Annotated in this window: 16 protein-coding genes and 1 tRNA gene; 7 read left to right on the forward strand and 10 right to left on the reverse strand. The window is 43.1% G+C overall.

Annotated features, from left to right (window positions below):
- Positions 1-168: 168 nt before the first annotated feature.
- From V7K55_RS15360 to V7K55_RS15375, 4 genes are all read right to left on the reverse strand, one after another.
- The gene (locus V7K55_RS15360; protein WP_334832657.1) at positions 169-1,917 is read right to left on the reverse strand and encodes a DUF3352 domain-containing protein; all 1,749 of its coding nucleotides are present in this window, start codon (positions 1,915-1,917) and stop codon (positions 169-171) included.
- A gap of 354 nt (positions 1,918-2,271) precedes the next feature.
- Positions 2,272-2,895, reverse strand: a complete 624-nt coding sequence (locus V7K55_RS15365; protein WP_334832659.1) for a chorismate lyase — start codon at positions 2,893-2,895, stop codon at positions 2,272-2,274.
- A 123-nt stretch (positions 2,896-3,018) separates the two neighbouring features.
- Positions 3,019-3,101 (reverse strand) — tRNA-Leu (locus tag V7K55_RS15370).
- Between the two features lie 39 nt (positions 3,102-3,140).
- Entirely contained in the window at positions 3,141-3,314 is a 174-nt protein-coding gene (locus V7K55_RS15375; RefSeq protein ID WP_334832661.1) for a hypothetical protein, read from the reverse strand.
- 182 nt (positions 3,315-3,496) lie between these two features.
- Between V7K55_RS15375 and accC the strand changes: the two genes are divergently transcribed.
- Positions 3,497-4,840, forward strand: a complete 1,344-nt coding sequence (gene accC, locus V7K55_RS15380) for an acetyl-CoA carboxylase biotin carboxylase subunit (RefSeq protein ID WP_334832663.1) — start codon at positions 3,497-3,499, stop codon at positions 4,838-4,840.
- A gap of 98 nt (positions 4,841-4,938) precedes the next feature.
- Here accC and V7K55_RS15385 read toward each other — a convergent pair whose 3' ends face one another.
- Positions 4,939-5,232 carry a YggT family protein gene (locus V7K55_RS15385; protein WP_094341548.1) on the reverse strand — a complete coding sequence of 98 codons (294 nt, stop codon included), beginning with the start codon at positions 5,230-5,232 and terminating at the stop codon, positions 4,939-4,941.
- 274 nt (positions 5,233-5,506) lie between these two features.
- Between V7K55_RS15385 and psbX the strand changes: the two genes are divergently transcribed.
- The 4 genes from psbX to V7K55_RS15405 all read left to right on the forward strand — a co-directional run bounded on the left by psbX (position 5,507) and on the right by V7K55_RS15405 (position 7,988).
- Complete coding sequence (gene psbX / locus V7K55_RS15390) at positions 5,507-5,626, forward strand: photosystem II reaction center X protein (RefSeq protein ID WP_094330563.1); 120 nt, start codon at positions 5,507-5,509, stop codon at positions 5,624-5,626.
- A gap of 250 nt (positions 5,627-5,876) precedes the next feature.
- Positions 5,877-6,794 (forward strand): Ycf66 family protein, encoded by a 918-nt coding sequence (locus tag V7K55_RS15395; RefSeq protein WP_334832665.1) that lies wholly within the window; start codon positions 5,877-5,879, stop codon positions 6,792-6,794.
- A 47-nt stretch (positions 6,795-6,841) separates the two neighbouring features.
- The gene (locus tag V7K55_RS15400) at positions 6,842-7,402 is read left to right on the forward strand and encodes a TolB family protein (RefSeq protein WP_334832667.1); all 561 of its coding nucleotides are present in this window, start codon (positions 6,842-6,844) and stop codon (positions 7,400-7,402) included.
- 61 nt (positions 7,403-7,463) lie between these two features.
- Positions 7,464-7,988 carry a TolB family protein gene (locus V7K55_RS15405; RefSeq protein WP_334832753.1) on the forward strand — a complete coding sequence of 175 codons (525 nt, stop codon included), beginning with the start codon at positions 7,464-7,466 and terminating at the stop codon, positions 7,986-7,988.
- Positions 7,989-8,036: 48 nt separating this feature from the next.
- Here the strand turns inward: V7K55_RS15405 and V7K55_RS15410 are convergent, their stop codons facing one another.
- Entirely contained in the window at positions 8,037-9,050 is a 1,014-nt protein-coding gene (locus V7K55_RS15410) for a succinate dehydrogenase/fumarate reductase iron-sulfur subunit (protein ID WP_334832755.1), read from the reverse strand.
- 1,447 nt (positions 9,051-10,497) lie between these two features.
- Here V7K55_RS15410 and V7K55_RS15415 point away from each other — a divergent pair.
- Together V7K55_RS15415 and V7K55_RS15420 are read left to right on the forward strand one after the other, a co-directional pair.
- Entirely contained in the window at positions 10,498-10,935 is a 438-nt protein-coding gene (locus V7K55_RS15415; RefSeq protein WP_012412178.1) for an AbrB family transcriptional regulator, read from the forward strand.
- 239 nt (positions 10,936-11,174) lie between these two features.
- Positions 11,175-11,981: a CPBP family intramembrane glutamic endopeptidase gene (locus V7K55_RS15420; RefSeq protein WP_334832757.1), complete on the forward strand. Its 807-nt coding sequence runs from the start codon at positions 11,175-11,177 to the stop codon at positions 11,979-11,981.
- A gap of 46 nt (positions 11,982-12,027) precedes the next feature.
- Here the strand turns inward: V7K55_RS15420 and V7K55_RS15425 are convergent, their stop codons facing one another.
- From V7K55_RS15425 to V7K55_RS15440, 4 genes are all read right to left on the reverse strand, one after another.
- On the reverse strand, positions 12,028-13,149 hold the full coding sequence (locus V7K55_RS15425) for a geranylgeranyl reductase family protein (RefSeq protein ID WP_334832669.1): 1,122 nt from the start codon (positions 13,147-13,149) through the stop codon (positions 12,028-12,030).
- 123 nt (positions 13,150-13,272) lie between these two features.
- On the reverse strand, positions 13,273-13,821 hold the full coding sequence (frr, locus tag V7K55_RS15430; protein ID WP_334832671.1) for a ribosome recycling factor: 549 nt from the start codon (positions 13,819-13,821) through the stop codon (positions 13,273-13,275).
- A complete protein-coding gene (gene pyrH, locus V7K55_RS15435; RefSeq protein ID WP_334832673.1) occupies positions 13,808-14,536 on the reverse strand; it encodes a UMP kinase in 729 nt (242 codons plus the stop codon). The genes frr and pyrH overlap by 14 nt, the downstream gene beginning before the upstream one ends.
- 71 nt (positions 14,537-14,607) lie before the next feature.
- The gene (locus tag V7K55_RS15440; protein ID WP_334832675.1) at positions 14,608-15,162 is read right to left on the reverse strand and encodes a thioredoxin family protein; all 555 of its coding nucleotides are present in this window, start codon (positions 15,160-15,162) and stop codon (positions 14,608-14,610) included.
- Positions 15,163-15,308 lie beyond the last annotated feature (146 nt).

Consider the following 15,308-nt stretch of genomic DNA (forward strand, 5'->3'; position numbering starts at 1 on the left):
TTCTCTGCGTCTCTGTGGTTCGTTTTTTAGGATAATTTATTCCTTGGAAATCCCTAAAACCCGCGCAGGCGGGTTTAGTCTATATAGCCGCGATTTCCAATCGCCCGGTGTTTCTTCCAAAAGTGGATGCTCCCAAACTAATCTCCCTGCTCCCTACCCCCTGCTCTCTTATTTAGAAGAGTTGCTATTATTGCTTTCTGGGCTAGGTAACGGAGTCGTGTTACTGACTTTTTTGAGTCCTATAAAAATATCGTAGAGGTTACTACGACTGTCGCTGACGGCGGATGTCATTCCAATTGAGCGCGTTGCATCAAGCAAAATTTGTTGATTGGAAATTAGAGTTGGTAAAGGGAAATTTTTCACAGTTCGTTCCACATCCAGGAAAAATTGACCATTTGTCGGATTTGGTTCTGTAGGAACTGTTTGTTGGAATGGAATCGTGCTAGCTAGTGTGTTGTTGGGTTTGGGAACAATCTTATCAGTGATAGGAGCGCCCACTACTAGAAAGGCGATATCTCCATCTAACCAGCCGTGGGTGGCAGTTAATGTACCATAAGGTGAAACCCAATTAACAACGGGTTGTCCTGCAACTTTCGCCGATTGGACTTGGAATTGGTATTGATTTTTCATCACATCATCTAGCTGTTTTATGGATGCTTCAGCTAAATTACGATTGCTGCTTTGTACCATAAACACTAAACCCGAACGAAAATTGTCTGGTGAACCTTCTTTTTGACTACTAGGAATCACTGATAAGGAAAACTCACCTTTCATCCAACTGAGCAAATCCTTATCTAAATCGAGAGTGGTAAGAGATTTTATCCCACCTCTGAGTTGTTCTGGTGCGATCGGTGACAAGGGATTTCCCTGAGATGTTAAAACGTAATCTCCCCACAATCTCTGTAAGTTTCCCCCTGAAAGCATCATTAAGGTTTCTGCTGGTAGGCTGCTTTGCATTTTTCCTGCGTTGTTTTCTACCGCCAGCACCCGTTGACTATTAGGGTTTAACCAAGAAACGCCCTTAAAGCGGATTCCTTCTGCCTCTAAAGTCATTGTCCCCGCTAAACCTTGGTTGTTTTGCAGTTGAGCCAAAACTTGAGCAGGTAAAGGGCGATTTGGAGAAGCCGCGGCTATTTTGGCTGCTGTTGGCACATTTACGTAAAACTGGCCAAAGGGTTGATCGTTGGCAATTTTGGGAAAATTCTCAGCAAAGCCCCCTGTTGTCGCTAGGGATGTTTGATTTTTGTAGGCATCGATCGCTCGTTCTGTGGCTTTGGGACTATCAGTGATGACTAAAAAACGCCCATCTAGTAATGCTGCTGAGAAGTTTTCCCCTGCTTGTCCCTCACTTTGTTTGATGGCGATCCCTTGATAAATCCGGTCAATCCATTTGCCTTGTTTAAGGGTTTTGGGTTGTGCCAAAATATTCTTGGCGATTTCTGGGTTTTTTACTGGTAATACCATTACCATCGACTGCTGATCGCTAGCAGTATCTTCATTAGTGGTAACTGGTTTAGGTGCAGCTTTACTCGCTGTTGCTGGGGCAAGAATTGCGATTGTAACGTCATTGCCTACCCAAGGGGCGATATCTTTCTGGAAGTCATAACCATTATTAGTCAGAAAGCGATCGCGCAATTCTACTAAATTTTTGTCCAGTTCTGCTTGGGTTTCTTTTGTCCCAAACTGTCGCAGTTTCTGCCACTGCTGGGGATCTGTTGTCAGAGAAACCGCAAAAAGCGCATCACCAGGAATAATATTTGCACCTACGAGCAAATCGCTGGAAGATATTTGTCTCTGGCTTAAGAACCAGTATGCTAGAGTCCCCGCACCAATCAACAGCCCAGCAGCCGAGAGCGTCAGCACCAGAGACGGTTTCTTTTTTTTCTTCATCGGAACAGACACAAGAGGCGGTGCCATTGAAACCTATACCTTATACTTGCAAAATCATTACTTGCTTGATTAGTCAAGTACATCAACTGGTTTAACCATTCTTTAAGGCAGCTAATTGGATTAAATTTTTCTACCTTAGATGCTGATGCTACTTATATAATCAACTTTACCTAGTCTTTCAAAAGCTGTGTTTTTGACTCAGTTACCATTTTTAACACGCTTTGTTGAATTTAGTAGGACGTTTCGCTAAGATTAATTCCTTAGTCGGAAAATTTTCGCAAGTAAATCTGTGATTCCAAGCAATTTGAGGATACAAGTAACTGGAAAAAGCTACAAGTCAATTTTAGCTATTTGGCTTTGCTCGGTAGCGATCGCAGAATTTTACTGATTTTGGGAATTTAATTGCATCGCTCCCAAATATTTAGTTAAATAAGGCGAAAAAACTTCATAAATTAAGGTTAGTGGCTGTCCATGATGCCAAAACAAGTAATGACGACCCCAAAAAGGCCCAGTTACGCCAAAACCAGACTCTAGCGCCAATGAGTCACCATAGTAAATCCCGCGAACATCCCGGTACAACTCTGTGCGGAGACGAGCTAAACTTGCCCAAATTGGTAATGAACGATTTTGCAAATACTCATCTACATGACTGGCTTCCCACCACGAGGTAGCATAAGCTAATCGTTGACCAGAAGCAGTCCGCAGCCACACTTGTCGCCGTAGTCGTGGCCCTGGGACAGCTTGAATTAAATCAGGTGCAGCATCCAAATCCATGCCAATCAATGACATATCAATGACATCTACTTCTATAGACTCGCCTGTAAGCAATTCTAAGTGACGTGTTGGAGAGCCATCACCCAAAAGCATAAGCTGCCAAGCCGGTGCTAGCTGAGTGTGAGGTAAACTTTTTTGAATTACTTCCTCCCCTCCTTGCCAAATCGGAGTGAGGCGATGCCAAGCTGCTGGCTGCTTTAAGTTATTTATCGGCGTAAAAGTAATACTCAATGCTTTTTACAAAACTTCACGTATCTCTATAAAAGCATAAAAAACAGAGCTATACCAAGATTTAAGGGTCAATAGTCTCAGGTCTATTGACCCTTGACTATTGACCCTTGACAAACAAAAATATGCGGATAGCGAGACTCGAACTCGCAAGGGCATTGCCCACACGCACCTCAAGCGTGCGCGTATACCAATTCCGCCACATCCGCACGGCTTGTCTAAAGATAGACTATAGCATAAGAAAATAATTATAGTAAGGTGATATCTAAAGTTATATTTATCAAAAATATAAATTTATTCAAGGCGGTATCAGACTGACAGAAATTTAGCATCTGCACAAGTGATATTAAAAAGGGTAGAGCGACTTTGGGAGATGCGGTGCGATCGCGGATCGCAAAAGCCCAGTTTGGCAAGCTAGCCATGACTTACAGCAGCAATGTTGTTAGTGTAGTAAAACCTGTAGAGGCAGCAAGCCTGCAATCTTGAATTTGCTTAGAGTCAGGGTGGCGAATCTCCTGTGATAATTTTAAATAATGCGGAAGCGTCGTTTCAAGTTGGATCGGGGAAAATGTCAATCTACTGGTAATGATATCGAAACTAAAAAATGAAGTTTGACAAAATATTAATTGCCAATCGGGGAGAAATCGCCCTTCGCATTCTCCGCGCCTGTGAAGAAATGGGAATTGCCACAGTCGCGGTTCACTCCACCGTTGACCGGAATGCTCTCCACGTCCAACTTGCTGATGAAGCGGTTTGCATTGGCGAACCAGCTAGCAGTAAAAGTTATTTGAATATTCCCAATATTATTGCCGCAGCCCTGACGCGCAATGCCACTGCCATTCATCCAGGCTATGGCTTTTTGGCAGAAAATGCCCGGTTTGCGGAAATCTGTGCTGACCATCATATTGCTTTTATCGGCCCAACTCCAGAAGCTATCAAGCTGATGGGGGATAAATCCACTGCCAAAGAAACCATGCAAAAAGCTGGAGTTCCGACAGTCCCAGGTACTGAGGGGTTAGTAGAATCTGAGGAAGAAGGATTAAAATTCGCCAAAGATATCGGCTATCCAGTGATGATTAAAGCCACAGCCGGCGGTGGCGGACGGGGTATGCGCCTAGTTCGTTCTGAAGATGAATTTGTGAAACTTTTCCTAGCAGCGCAAGGAGAAGCAGGAGCAGCTTTTGGGAATTCTGGCGTTTACATCGAAAAATTTATTGAACGTCCCCGCCACATCGAATTTCAAATTTTGGCGGATAACTACGGTAATGTCATCCACTTAGGCGAACGCGATTGCTCAATTCAGCGCCGGAACCAAAAACTACTAGAAGAAGCTCCCAGTCCGGCTCTCGACCAAGACCTACGTGAGAAAATGGGACAAGCTGCTGTCAAAGCTGCCCAATTTATTAATTACAGTGGGGCGGGTACTATTGAGTTTCTCTTGGATAGATCCGGTAAATTCTACTTTATGGAAATGAACACCCGAATTCAAGTGGAACATCCTGTAACAGAGATGATTACTGGGATAGATTTGGTTGCCGAGCAAATTCGGATTGCTCAAGGGGAAAGACTTAAACTTACCCAAGAGGAAGTAGTTTTGCGGGGTCATTCGATTGAATGCCGGATCAACGCTGAAGATCCCGATCATGACTTTCGCCCCTCTCCAGGACGGATTAGTGGCTATCTGCCGCCTGGAGGCCCTGGTGTTCGGATTGATTCTCACGTTTACACAGATTACCAAATCCCGCCTTACTACGATTCCTTGATTGGCAAGTTAATTGTTTGGGCCCCAGACCGACCCACTGCTATCAACCGCATGAAACGCGCACTCCGGGAATGTGCCATCACTGGACTACCCACCACTATCGGGTTCCATCAAAAAATTATGGAAACTCCACAATTTTTGCAGGGTAATGTCTATACAAATTTTGTCCAGGAGATGAACGGATAGGGGATTGGGGACTGGGAAGAGGGCAGGGGAGCAGGGAGCAGAGGGGAAAGAGGTAATTTTGACTTCTCTCCAATTCCCAATTCCCAATTCCCAATTCCCTAATTTACACGAGATGCCATAGTCAACAATCCTTGTTGACCTAGTAATATTTCTCGCAGCAGACTAAAGATACCAACCCAAATAATAGGTGTAATATCCACTCCGCCTATAGGTTGTACCAGTTTTCGCAATGGCACTAAAAATGGTTCGGTAGGCCAAGCTATTAAGTTAAAGGGCAAACGATTCAGATTCACTTGCGGATACCAAGTGAGAATGATCCGAAATATAAATAAAAATGTCATCACCCCTAACACAGGGCCAAGAATCCAAGCAGTCAGATCAACACCAGTCATCGGTTTAAGGTACTATCTGTAAAGAAAGAAAGACTTAGGCAAACGGCAAGCTGCGCTTCGTGTAGGCGTAGCCCGTCGTTGACATCGCCACAAAATTTGAAGCTTTGTAAAGCACTCTGATCATTTTAACCAAATGCTGTCACTTCTATCTGGAATAAAAAAGCAAACTCGTTCACAGCAATCACCAAGTTTTGCAGTTCCGACTTAGAGGCTTCTCAAGAAAGTAATACACTATTAAAATTAGGATGAAGTGTGTAAAAAAAGGTTGAGAAGTATGACGCCTTCTTTAGCAAATTTTCTTTGGAGTTTGGCTTGGGGTACTGCAATTGTTGTAATACCCGTTACAGTTGGTCTAATTTTCATTAGCCAAAAAGATAAAATTCAGCGTTCATAATGCTTATGAGAGTTAAATTAACTCTCATAATCGATTGTCTGTCAGCTATTTACATTTATTTCACCAAAAGCAGCATAAACTGCGGCTGGTGGTAGTTATAGATGACAGACATAGGTGTTTTTACTTTTCGGTGAACAGCTTCAGAGCTTCTTTGCCAGAGGCTTTGAAGCTTCAATATTTATCGTGACTAATTAGAGTAGTGATTTTAATTGTGACTCGCTAACATAGATTTGATATTGGGAAAACAGCAATGATAAATTTTGGGCTGAACTCAGCCAGTTTTCTGGCTCAGGTAAATTTTGGGGCAAACTCAGCCAGTATTCTAGGAATTTTCCTGGCTGTGGCTGGGGCAGCACTGTATTTTCTCCGCACTGTGCGTCCAGAATTGTCACGGGATCAAGATATCTTTTTTGCGGCAGTCGGTTTGCTTTGCGGTTTCATTCTCGTGTTTCAAGGATGGCGGCTAGACCCGATTCTCCAATTTGGTCAACTGCTTTTAGTTGGCACAACTGTATTTTTTGCAGTTGAAAGTATTCGTCTGCGGAGTATAGCTACCCAGCAAGCAAAGCGTAACACTCCGATTGTGGATGAAGATCGGCCGGTTAGCGATCGCTATTCCTACAACGATCGCAAAAAGTATCAAGCTGAAATGGATGCAGACTTAGAGCCATTGCCTTATGAAGACGAGGAAGAACGCCCCGTGCGTGCCCGGATTCGGGGTAGCAGGGATGAAATTTCCACTCGTGATAACTACTACGAGGAGCAACCCCCCCGTCGTCCTGAACGCCGCAATAGCACTAGTAGTGAAAGACAGTCTCCAACTGACAGAACGCGGCGACGGACTTCTGGCCGTCCTGTGAATCGCCCTTCTGAAAACTCTGAAGATGAAAATTGGGGTTCTTCATCTAGGCAAGTTGATGATTGGGAAAGTTCGGGAGGGGAAGTCAGAAAACCTTCTCGCCGTAATAATAACGGTTCTCAACGTCCAGAAAGCCGGGAAGATGATGCCGCTCCCAGACCAAGAAAGCGTCGTCCACCCGCTGACTCAACTTCTCGAAGACCGCGCGAAGATGATGAGGCGATCCCAACTGATTATGTACCATACAACCCCATTGAAAAGCCAAATCAGGGGCCAGATAATTCGACCGATTTTGATGACGATGTTTAAAACAGTTGGCGTGTTAGTAGGTTTAAAGGCGACGGAAAACAGTTGAGGTGGAAAAATTTACGCCTACATTTTGGCTCCAAAGACCAATTCATTGGAGCCTGGTTTTTGGTTTAACAGGTTTGCTTGCATCTTGTGGTTCTAACGATATTCTCATCGGGCCTACTTCTCTCAACAGTCGCTACACCGAAGAGCAACCTGCTTTGAGTGGAAATGGGCGCTTTTTAGCGTTTGTATCTAATCGGAATGGTAATCAGCAGCTACTGGTTTTCGATTTGGAGAGGCAACAATTTATTAGCACACCAGGTATAAACCGAGCAGAGACAATTGCCGAAAGTCCCAGTTTGAGCTACACCGGGCGTTATATTGCTTATCTTACTAGCGACCAAGGTAGGGCGGTGGTGGCGCTTTACGATCGCGCTACACAACAGTCGCAAATCGTCACACCAACCTATCGCGGCTGGATCAGAAAACCAGATATCAGCCCAGACGGACGTTATATTGTCTTTGAAAGTGCCAGTCGTGGTCAGTGGGATATTGAAGTCCTAGACCGAGGGCCAAATATTGAGTTAGATATTCCTAACGGTGCAACCGTAGGTTCACCACCGTAGGAGTTAGGAGTTAGAAGTTAGGAGTTAGGAGTTGTGAGACGATTGACTAATGACTAATTATATGAAACGTATTTTATTTATACCTGTATTTTTCTGCTTAAGTTTATTAACTGGGTGTTTTGGCTACCCTCGCCTTTTGAGTTATCCCTTTGATCCGGGGGGTCGGAGTCTCAATAGTTTAGCGTCGGAATTAAACCCCCAAATTTCTGGGAGATACATTGTTTTTATTACTGACCGGCGCGGTAGCCAAGATGTTTATATGTTTGATACGGTGACTCGCGATTTGGTTGATTTGCCAGGTTTAAATTCCTTTGATGCGATCGCAAATCATCCTAGTGTTTCACAAGATGGTCGTTATATTGTGTTTGCGGCTAGCCGTCAGGGGCGATCGGCTATTTTTCTTTATGACCGAGAAACACGCCAATCACGAAATTTGACTAATAACCTCCAAGCTGAAGTCCGCAACCCTACAATCAGCGCTGACGGTAGTAGGATTGCTTTTGAGTCCAGTAACAACGGGCAGTGGGATGTTTTAGTATACGACCGGAATGGACAGCCGTTGAATATACCTCAAGAACCGCGTTGAAGAATGGGGACTGGGGACTGGGGACTGGGAAAGAATTCTTTTAATGCCCTAATCCCTAATCTCTAATCCCTCTTTTTGTTGCACAGATTCAATGAGCGATCGCACTTGTTCTGTCCCCTCAGAAGGTTCAAATGATAGGGGAAACTTACCCCGAAGGATCATCCGCAAACCGAGGGGTGCAAGACTGAGTAATCCTTTTAAATCCTGGAAATAATTACCGACTACTTGTAAACCAAATTGACGTTCATCAATCCAACCACCTTCTTTAACTAAATCTATCAATACTTTCCGGTGACGAATTGAGCGACTATCGCTAGCTTTTTTGTGGGTGAGAATTTCTTGTTTGACTTTGGTGATTTGTTCTAATGGTGCAACTTCCATTGGACAAACTGAATCACAGTACAAACAACGGGTGCAACCCCATACGCCTTTAGTACCTTCGTTGTAGCTTTCTAAACGATTTTCGGTATCGCTATCGCGGGAGTCTGCTACCATCCGGTAAGCTTTGGCAAGGGCATGGGGGCCTACAAAGTCTGGATTAACTTCACGGGCGTTGCATTCAGAGTAACAAGCACCGCACATAATACAGTTACCAGTTTGATCGAGGCGCGATCGCTCTTGTGGTGTTTGCAAAAATTCTCTTTCTGGTACTTGTCGGGCTGCTGTACTGACATAAGGGGCAACTGCCTCTAGATTATTCCAAAAGCTGCTCATATCTACAACCAAATCTTTAATCACGGGCATATTGCCAAGAGGTGCGATCGTGATTTCAGGAATGGTATTTATTTTACTTTGGGATGATGCTATTTGTTGTAATCTAGCAAGTTCACTGCCAACATTTTCCTTGCAAGCTAAAGCCGAACGCCCATTAATTCGTATAGCACAGCTACCACAAATGGTATTACGGCAATTCTTGCGAAATGCCAATGTTCCATCTTGCTCCCACTTAATATCATTGAGGCAATCCAGGATTGTATTACCTGGTTCAGCCTCTACAAGATAGGTTTGCACAACAGGCGAGGAATTTTGTTGCTGCCGAATCACCTTAAAAATAACTTCCATGACTACTAACCAAAATTTTAAAATTGCTTCACCAGCCTTAACAATCATGAGTCAAGGCAAGTAGTTGCGAAAAGTGAGCTATACTTTTTTTGCCCTCAATTCAAAGCCTGGTGTTAATAGGCTGACGATTAAAGGCAACTGATTCTAGTTTAAGGATAACCATTAAAATTTTACTTTTAGCAGCGCTGTAGGCAAAATTTGTGTCAAATTCTGAGAGAAAACCCCAAAAATGTAATCGTAGCTTGACATTGAATTTAGCCGTTTGAGAATGTAATGGAAAGGGGCTTTACTTAGAAAGGGACTCAGGTTTATCTTTTAGCTAGCGATTGTATCCAACTTAAATGCATTTCCGGTTAGTAACAGGTCTTCATATCAACTTGAGTCAAGCAATCCTAGCTGGAAAATTCCGCCTTTGCTAACGCTTGACGAAATTTTTTGATTATATAGAAGTGTAAAAGCACATCTTCAATATATAGTAGTGGCAATTAAGCGCTAGGCGGATGTTAAAAGATTTATTCTTCCCATAGACAGACGGACAAAATCTTCTGACCGCTTTTGACCTTACGGTAATAAACCAAGGAAAAATCCTCACCACTTTCAAATAAAAGTCTTGCCTATCCGGGAATCCATGATACACGAGACTTTGAGATTTTTACCTCCTCTCAATCACGAAAATATTGGGTTGAACTCATCGGTCAAAACTGCTCGTCTAAATTAGATAAATTTTTATAATGCAATAAGGGGTTAGGAAAATCTTCACGGCTTTTTCCTTCCTTTAAGTCCAGAAATTTAAATAAAAATTTACCAGCAACTTTAATTCAAAATTAAACAACTATTTTGCTATTATTAGTCCATGCTAGTATTTAATATAAAATTACGAAGTCACAAAACCAGAATCGATAGCTGTATCAGCGCGGCTACTACTGCTTTGTTGATTCGTAGTGTAGAGACAAGAAAATTCGCGTCTCTACTGGCAGGACAAAAGGGCATAAGCCCATAGGACTCTATTGAAATACTATGCTGTCCTAAGCTTGAGAGGATGAGTAGAGAAAACTCTACCTGCTCATTAGCTAGAAGGTCAAGCACTAAAAGTGAAAACCTGCAATTTATTGGGTCTACGACTTATTTGGAGTAGAGCCAACCCCATTTGTAAAGGTGGCTGAAAGTTACACCGCTACAGTAGCGCCAAAAGAAAAAATAATTTCATTTCTGATGGCGAATAATGGTTAAAAGTGCCGTGAAATCAGCAAAATTAATTTCTATGGCAACTATGACCTTTAATTGGTTGTGGACAACCATAATATGAAGTGCTTTTGTCTCCTATCGGCAGTGATTCACTCGTTACACTAGAGTCCTAAGTAGCTCTATGCAAATGCTAAAAAGCCAAATGCTGGCATGAGACTACATCGTTTATCAGCTTGGAGAGAGTAAGGAAAATTTGAGCATAATGACTGAAACTGCAACCGCGCCATTAACCGGAAAAGCACTACTTGCGAAAGTAAAAGAACTTTCCACTTTACCACGCCGAGAAAGAGCTAAACAGTGCGGCTATTACACTGTTACTAAGAATAACCAGGTTCGTGTCAATCTCACGGATTTTTATGACGCTTTGCTATCGGCTAGAGGAATTCCTCTAAGTCCAGAAGCACCTAAAGATGGTCGTGGTCGTGAACCGACATACCGGGTTAGTGTCCATCAAAATGGTCAGATTGTGATTGGTGCTACATATACCAAAGCAATGGGCTTAAAGTCTGGAGATGAGTTTGAAATTAGACTGGGATACAAACATATTCACTTGATTCAACTTGGTGAAAGTGATAAAAAACTGACCTCACCAGATATAGACTCTGACGAATCTGACGAAGATTTGGAAGACGAAGAGTAAATTTGCTGTCGGGGTAAGGACAAGTTATCATCACCTGAAACTTATCCTTACCATCAGCAAACTGGTAACTCTATTGAAAAAATTTTGTCTCAGGTAAAAAATACGATTAGACCCCTTGCATAATTCACCAAATTTAGTAGAGTCTTGATTAATCAGCAAGAAATCTATAGTGCAAGAAGTCTATCGTGTTTTTTTTGATAACTTTTTTTGAGCCTTCGGTCAATGCCTTACTAGCATTTATGCAAAATGCACCAGCACTAGTTATAGTGATGGTATTTTTTGTTTTCTGGATAGTTTGCTGGTTGCCAGTAACCGCAATATCAGCAATATTGCTCAATTGGCAACCCCCTAAACCTTTGCAGCCAGAGCAAAAAATGCCCTTACTGGTGTCACTTTACCTATTAGCTCCCCCAATTCTGTGGGGAGTTAGTTGGTTTACCAATAAATCTTTTTTTGATTACGGCTTTATTGGGAATCTTTCAACTCTTGGTTCCTTAGCGCTAGGTTTCTGTTTGGGAGTGGTGAGCCTAGCTATTGTGTTTAGTGGGCAATTTGGGTTAGGCTGGTGTTCTTTTGAAAAAACGAATTTCAAGTTACTACTACCCATCTTGCTACCGATTTTCTTGATAGCGTTGTTAGTCGGTGGGATAGAAGAGTTAGTTTTTCGGGGTTTTCTGTTCACGGAATTAGCGCAGGATTATCCCGTTTGGGTAGCAGCAGCAATTTCTAGCTTGATATTTGCCTTACTACATCTAGTTTGGGAGCAACGTGAAACCGCACCCCAACTCCCTGGATTGTGGCTGATGGGAATGGTGCTGGTGTTGGCACGTTTTGCCGATCGCAACAATTTGGGTCTAGCTTGGGGACTACACGCGGGATGGATATGGGCAATCGCAACCCTAGATACAGCAGAATTAATTACTTACACAGGTAAAGTCTCTGACTGGTTCACAGGTAAGAACAAAAAACCCCTAGCTGGTTTGGCAGGGTTTATTTGTGTACTAGGGACTGGAACAAGTCTCTGGCTTTTCTCTAGGTATTTTTAAGTGCGATGGTGTCTTGTCCGTTAGAGATTCGTTACCTAATTTTTAATTAACCTCCAAAACCAGGAATTAACCGCTTGAGGGCGCGACCGGCAACATCGCCATAGCGCAGTTCTCCGCAGAGAATCTTGCCCATGATTTTGGCCCCGGAGGGGCGCTTAACACCAGCTTTATAGCCAATGCTAGGAAAGCGATAGAATGCTCCAGCTAATTTTTGCGCCCAAGCCATCTCAGTACCCCATTCTTCATTAATGGCTTCACTATATTTTTCTAAAGCGTTGGTGTCACCAGAAAGAGCCTCATTAATGGCTCCTGCTGCAATTAAACCGCTAAAAATTGAGGGACGAATACCTTCTGCTGTCATGGGATCGACTACACAAGCAGCTTCCCCAGCTAAAACTGCATTTTGAGTATGCAACTTTTGCTTGCCATTCCACAAACAAAGGGGATAACCATACTGCTTGCTAGTTTTGATATCTACATTAAACGATCGCGCATACTCATCTAAAATCTTTTTAAAATCTTGGGCTTCGCCACCGATAAACGTACCGACACCAATGGAATAACCATCAGCTTTTGGGAAGTTCCAAATGTAGCCATTTTTTACTAAGCCAAACTCGAAGTGAATCGTGGATTTGTCCTTCACTGTTGCCAGAACTTCTGCTTCTAAAGCTGCTGCTAAACGGCGTTTACGTTCTTTAAAGCCTAGCCATTTTGCCATTGGCCCTTTAGCACCATCAGCTGCGATTAAGTAGCGACCTGTAATTGGCCCATTGGCTGTGTTAACTTGCCAATAGTCGCCTTTAAATTCAATACCAGTTACTTCAGTATTATCTCGTACTTCAGCCCCTAGTTTCTGTCCTTGCTGCACTAGAAAATGGTCAAAAATATCTCGTCGCACCATCCAGACTGGTTCTTCTGTGGCAATTTTTGCTTCCACAGGGTCGCCCAATTTCCAGGTAAAGCGAAGGGAGTCAGCTTTTACAGAAATGGCTGGGCTAAAATCAAAGTCAAACCATTGAGCGATCGCTGGAGATACACCACCGCCGCAAGGTTTATATCTTGGCAGGGATTCCTTTTCTAACACTAATACTGAACGACCCTGCTTGGCTAAATGATATGCAGCCGTTCCACCAGCTGGCCCAGCGCCGACGATGATGCAGTCGTACATAAGGCTGAATTTTTGCTCCTGAATTAGTTGATCGCCCACTTAGGTGATTAATTTTTGAAGAAATGATAAAGGCTGAAGAATTTTATCATCATTCTTCAGCCTTTATGCTTCAGACTTTAGACTTTAAACAGTCGTAATGTCTTTTTCTTTTTCTGACAAGAGTGCGTCTATTTTGGCAGTGTACTCATTTGTGAGTTTTTGCAAGTCGTCTTGTTGGTCTTTTGATTCATCTTTGGAGATTTCGGAGGCTTTCTCTTGCTTGCGAATCGAGTCTATTGCATCCCGGCGGATGTTGCGAATGGCAACACGACCCTCTTCAGCATACTTTGTAGCCATTTTAACGAATTCTTTCCGGCGATCGCTGTTCAAAGGCGGAATATTCAGCCGAATTACAGAACCATCGTTGCTCGGTGTTAAACCCACATCTGAGAGAGAAATCGCTTTCTCAACGATGTTTAGGGTGTTACGCTCGTAGGGCTGAATCAGAATTGTCGAGGCATCTGGCGTGCTAATATTTGCCAGTGCTTTTAAGGCTGTAGGTGAACCGTAATAGTCCACTAATACCTTATCTAATAAACTCGAATTGGCGCGACCAGTGCGAATCGTGTTAAAAGCTCGTTGAGTTGACTCAACAGAACTTTGCATTTTACTTTTAGCGTCAGCTAATATCACAAGAACCTCCCACAAGGGTACCGATTGATTCTCCCAAAACTGCTCGGTGGATGTTACCTCTCACCGTTAGGTCAAATACCAGAATTGGGATATTATTTTCTTTACACAAGGCGATCGCAGTACTATCCATCACCCGCAAATCTTTGGCTAAAACGTGCGCGTAGGTGAGGCTATTGTAACGCTTGGCGTTAGGATAAATATGAGGATCTGCATCATACACCCCGTCTACTTTGGTGGCTTTAAAAATCACTTCAGCATCGATTTCTGCTGCTCTTAGTGCCGCAGTGGTGTCTGTAGTGAAGAAGGGATTTCCAGAACCAGCCCCAAAAATTACCACCCGCCCTTTTTCAAGATGACGGATGGCACGACGACGGATATATGGTTCTGCTAATTCTTGCATAGCGATCGCGGTTTGCACCCGCGTCTGTACCCCTATGTGTTCTAGCGAATCTTGCAACGTCATGGCGTTCATTACCGTGGCAATCATCCCAATATAGTCAGCGGTTGCCCTGTCCATCCCCGCCGACGCTGCTTTAACGCCACGAAAAATATTGCCGCCGCCAACAACTATAGCAATTTGAGTGCCAGTGGCTATCACCTCTGATAATTCTTGTGCTATTCCTTTGACCACTTCTGGATCAATGCCATAGCCCATGTTGCCCATTAAGGCTTCACCGCTCAGTTTGAGTAAAACCCGTCGGTAATTCGTTCCCATGAAGTTACGCTTTATCAAAAAAGTTGCAATTGCCTCCAATTTAAGATAGCAGTTACAGGGACTATCTATGTCTAGTTGCGCCAAATCAATGTAGTACCGACTGGTTCTGTTTGTGGTACATCTATTGTCTGACCAAGGAATAGAGAAGCGATCGCATTTCTCAAATATTCCTCTCCCACTGCTGATGCATCTTGGGGATGATTGTCAATTTTACCTTTGTAGCGGACTATACCATTAGCATCTATTAAAAAAGCCATTGGTGTTTTTGTCGCCCCAAAACTCTGGGTTACATCTTGCGTTGAATCCCACAGGTAAGGAAAGTTCAAATCGTGACGCTGGGCAAAAGCTTTCATATTTTCAAAGCTTGGCCTAGTTTCATGATTACCATCACTACCATTCATCCCAATTAGTGTAAAGCCTTTGGGGGCAAATTCGGCTTGAATGTTTTTTAACCTGTCTATATACCACTCTACATAAGGACAGTGGTTACACATGGAAATAACGCCCACTGCTCGAAACTTCTCAAGATAACGCCTGAGATGGTGTACTTGAGTGTCAATTCCTGGCAGTTCAAAATCGGGTGCATAGCTCCCAATGGGAGTATCGATTGTTTCTAGTAAATTCATGTTGTCTGGCTCGCAGAACTAGGAACAAGAAAAATATTGTTAAATTCAGCGTCAGTTTCCAGTTGCAAACCACTCCTTAGCCGATGCCTCATATTTGATAATGTTATAGACTCGCATTAGCGATCGTAAATTGTGAAACTACTGAA

Source organism: Nostoc sp. (assembly GCF_036919895.1).
GTDB lineage: Bacteria > Cyanobacteriota > Cyanobacteriia > Cyanobacteriales > Nostocaceae > Nostoc.

Excerpts from the sequence above, each read along its gene's own strand:
- V7K55_RS15375 (WP_334832661.1), bottom strand. The coding sequence starts at position 3,314 with ATGGCTAGCTTGCCAAACTGGGCTTTTGCGATCCGCGATCGCACCGCA.
- V7K55_RS15410 (WP_334832755.1), bottom strand. The coding sequence starts at position 9,050 with ATGGAAGTTATTTTTAAGGTGATTCGGCAGCAACAAAATTCCTCGCCT.
- V7K55_RS15425 (WP_334832669.1), bottom strand. The coding sequence starts at position 13,149 with ATGTACGACTGCATCATCGTCGGCGCTGGGCCAGCTGGTGGAACGGCT.
- V7K55_RS15405 (WP_334832753.1), top strand. The coding sequence starts at position 7,464 with ATGAAACGTATTTTATTTATACCTGTATTTTTCTGCTTAAGTTTATTA.
- V7K55_RS15420 (WP_334832757.1), top strand. The coding sequence starts at position 11,175 with ATGCAAAATGCACCAGCACTAGTTATAGTGATGGTATTTTTTGTTTTC.
- V7K55_RS15360 (WP_334832657.1), bottom strand. The coding sequence starts at position 1,917 with ATGGCACCGCCTCTTGTGTCTGTTCCGATGAAGAAAAAAAAGAAACCG.
- V7K55_RS15440 (WP_334832675.1), bottom strand. The coding sequence starts at position 15,162 with ATGAATTTACTAGAAACAATCGATACTCCCATTGGGAGCTATGCACCC.
- psbX (WP_094330563.1), top strand. The coding sequence starts at position 5,507 with ATGACGCCTTCTTTAGCAAATTTTCTTTGGAGTTTGGCTTGGGGTACT.
- V7K55_RS15395 (WP_334832665.1), top strand. The coding sequence starts at position 5,877 with ATGATAAATTTTGGGCTGAACTCAGCCAGTTTTCTGGCTCAGGTAAAT.
- V7K55_RS15385 (WP_094341548.1), bottom strand. The coding sequence starts at position 5,232 with ATGACTGGTGTTGATCTGACTGCTTGGATTCTTGGCCCTGTGTTAGGG.
- V7K55_RS15415 (WP_012412178.1), top strand. The coding sequence starts at position 10,498 with ATGACTGAAACTGCAACCGCGCCATTAACCGGAAAAGCACTACTTGCG.
- pyrH (WP_334832673.1), bottom strand. The coding sequence starts at position 14,536 with ATGGGAACGAATTACCGACGGGTTTTACTCAAACTGAGCGGTGAAGCC.
- accC (WP_334832663.1), top strand. The coding sequence starts at position 3,497 with ATGAAGTTTGACAAAATATTAATTGCCAATCGGGGAGAAATCGCCCTT.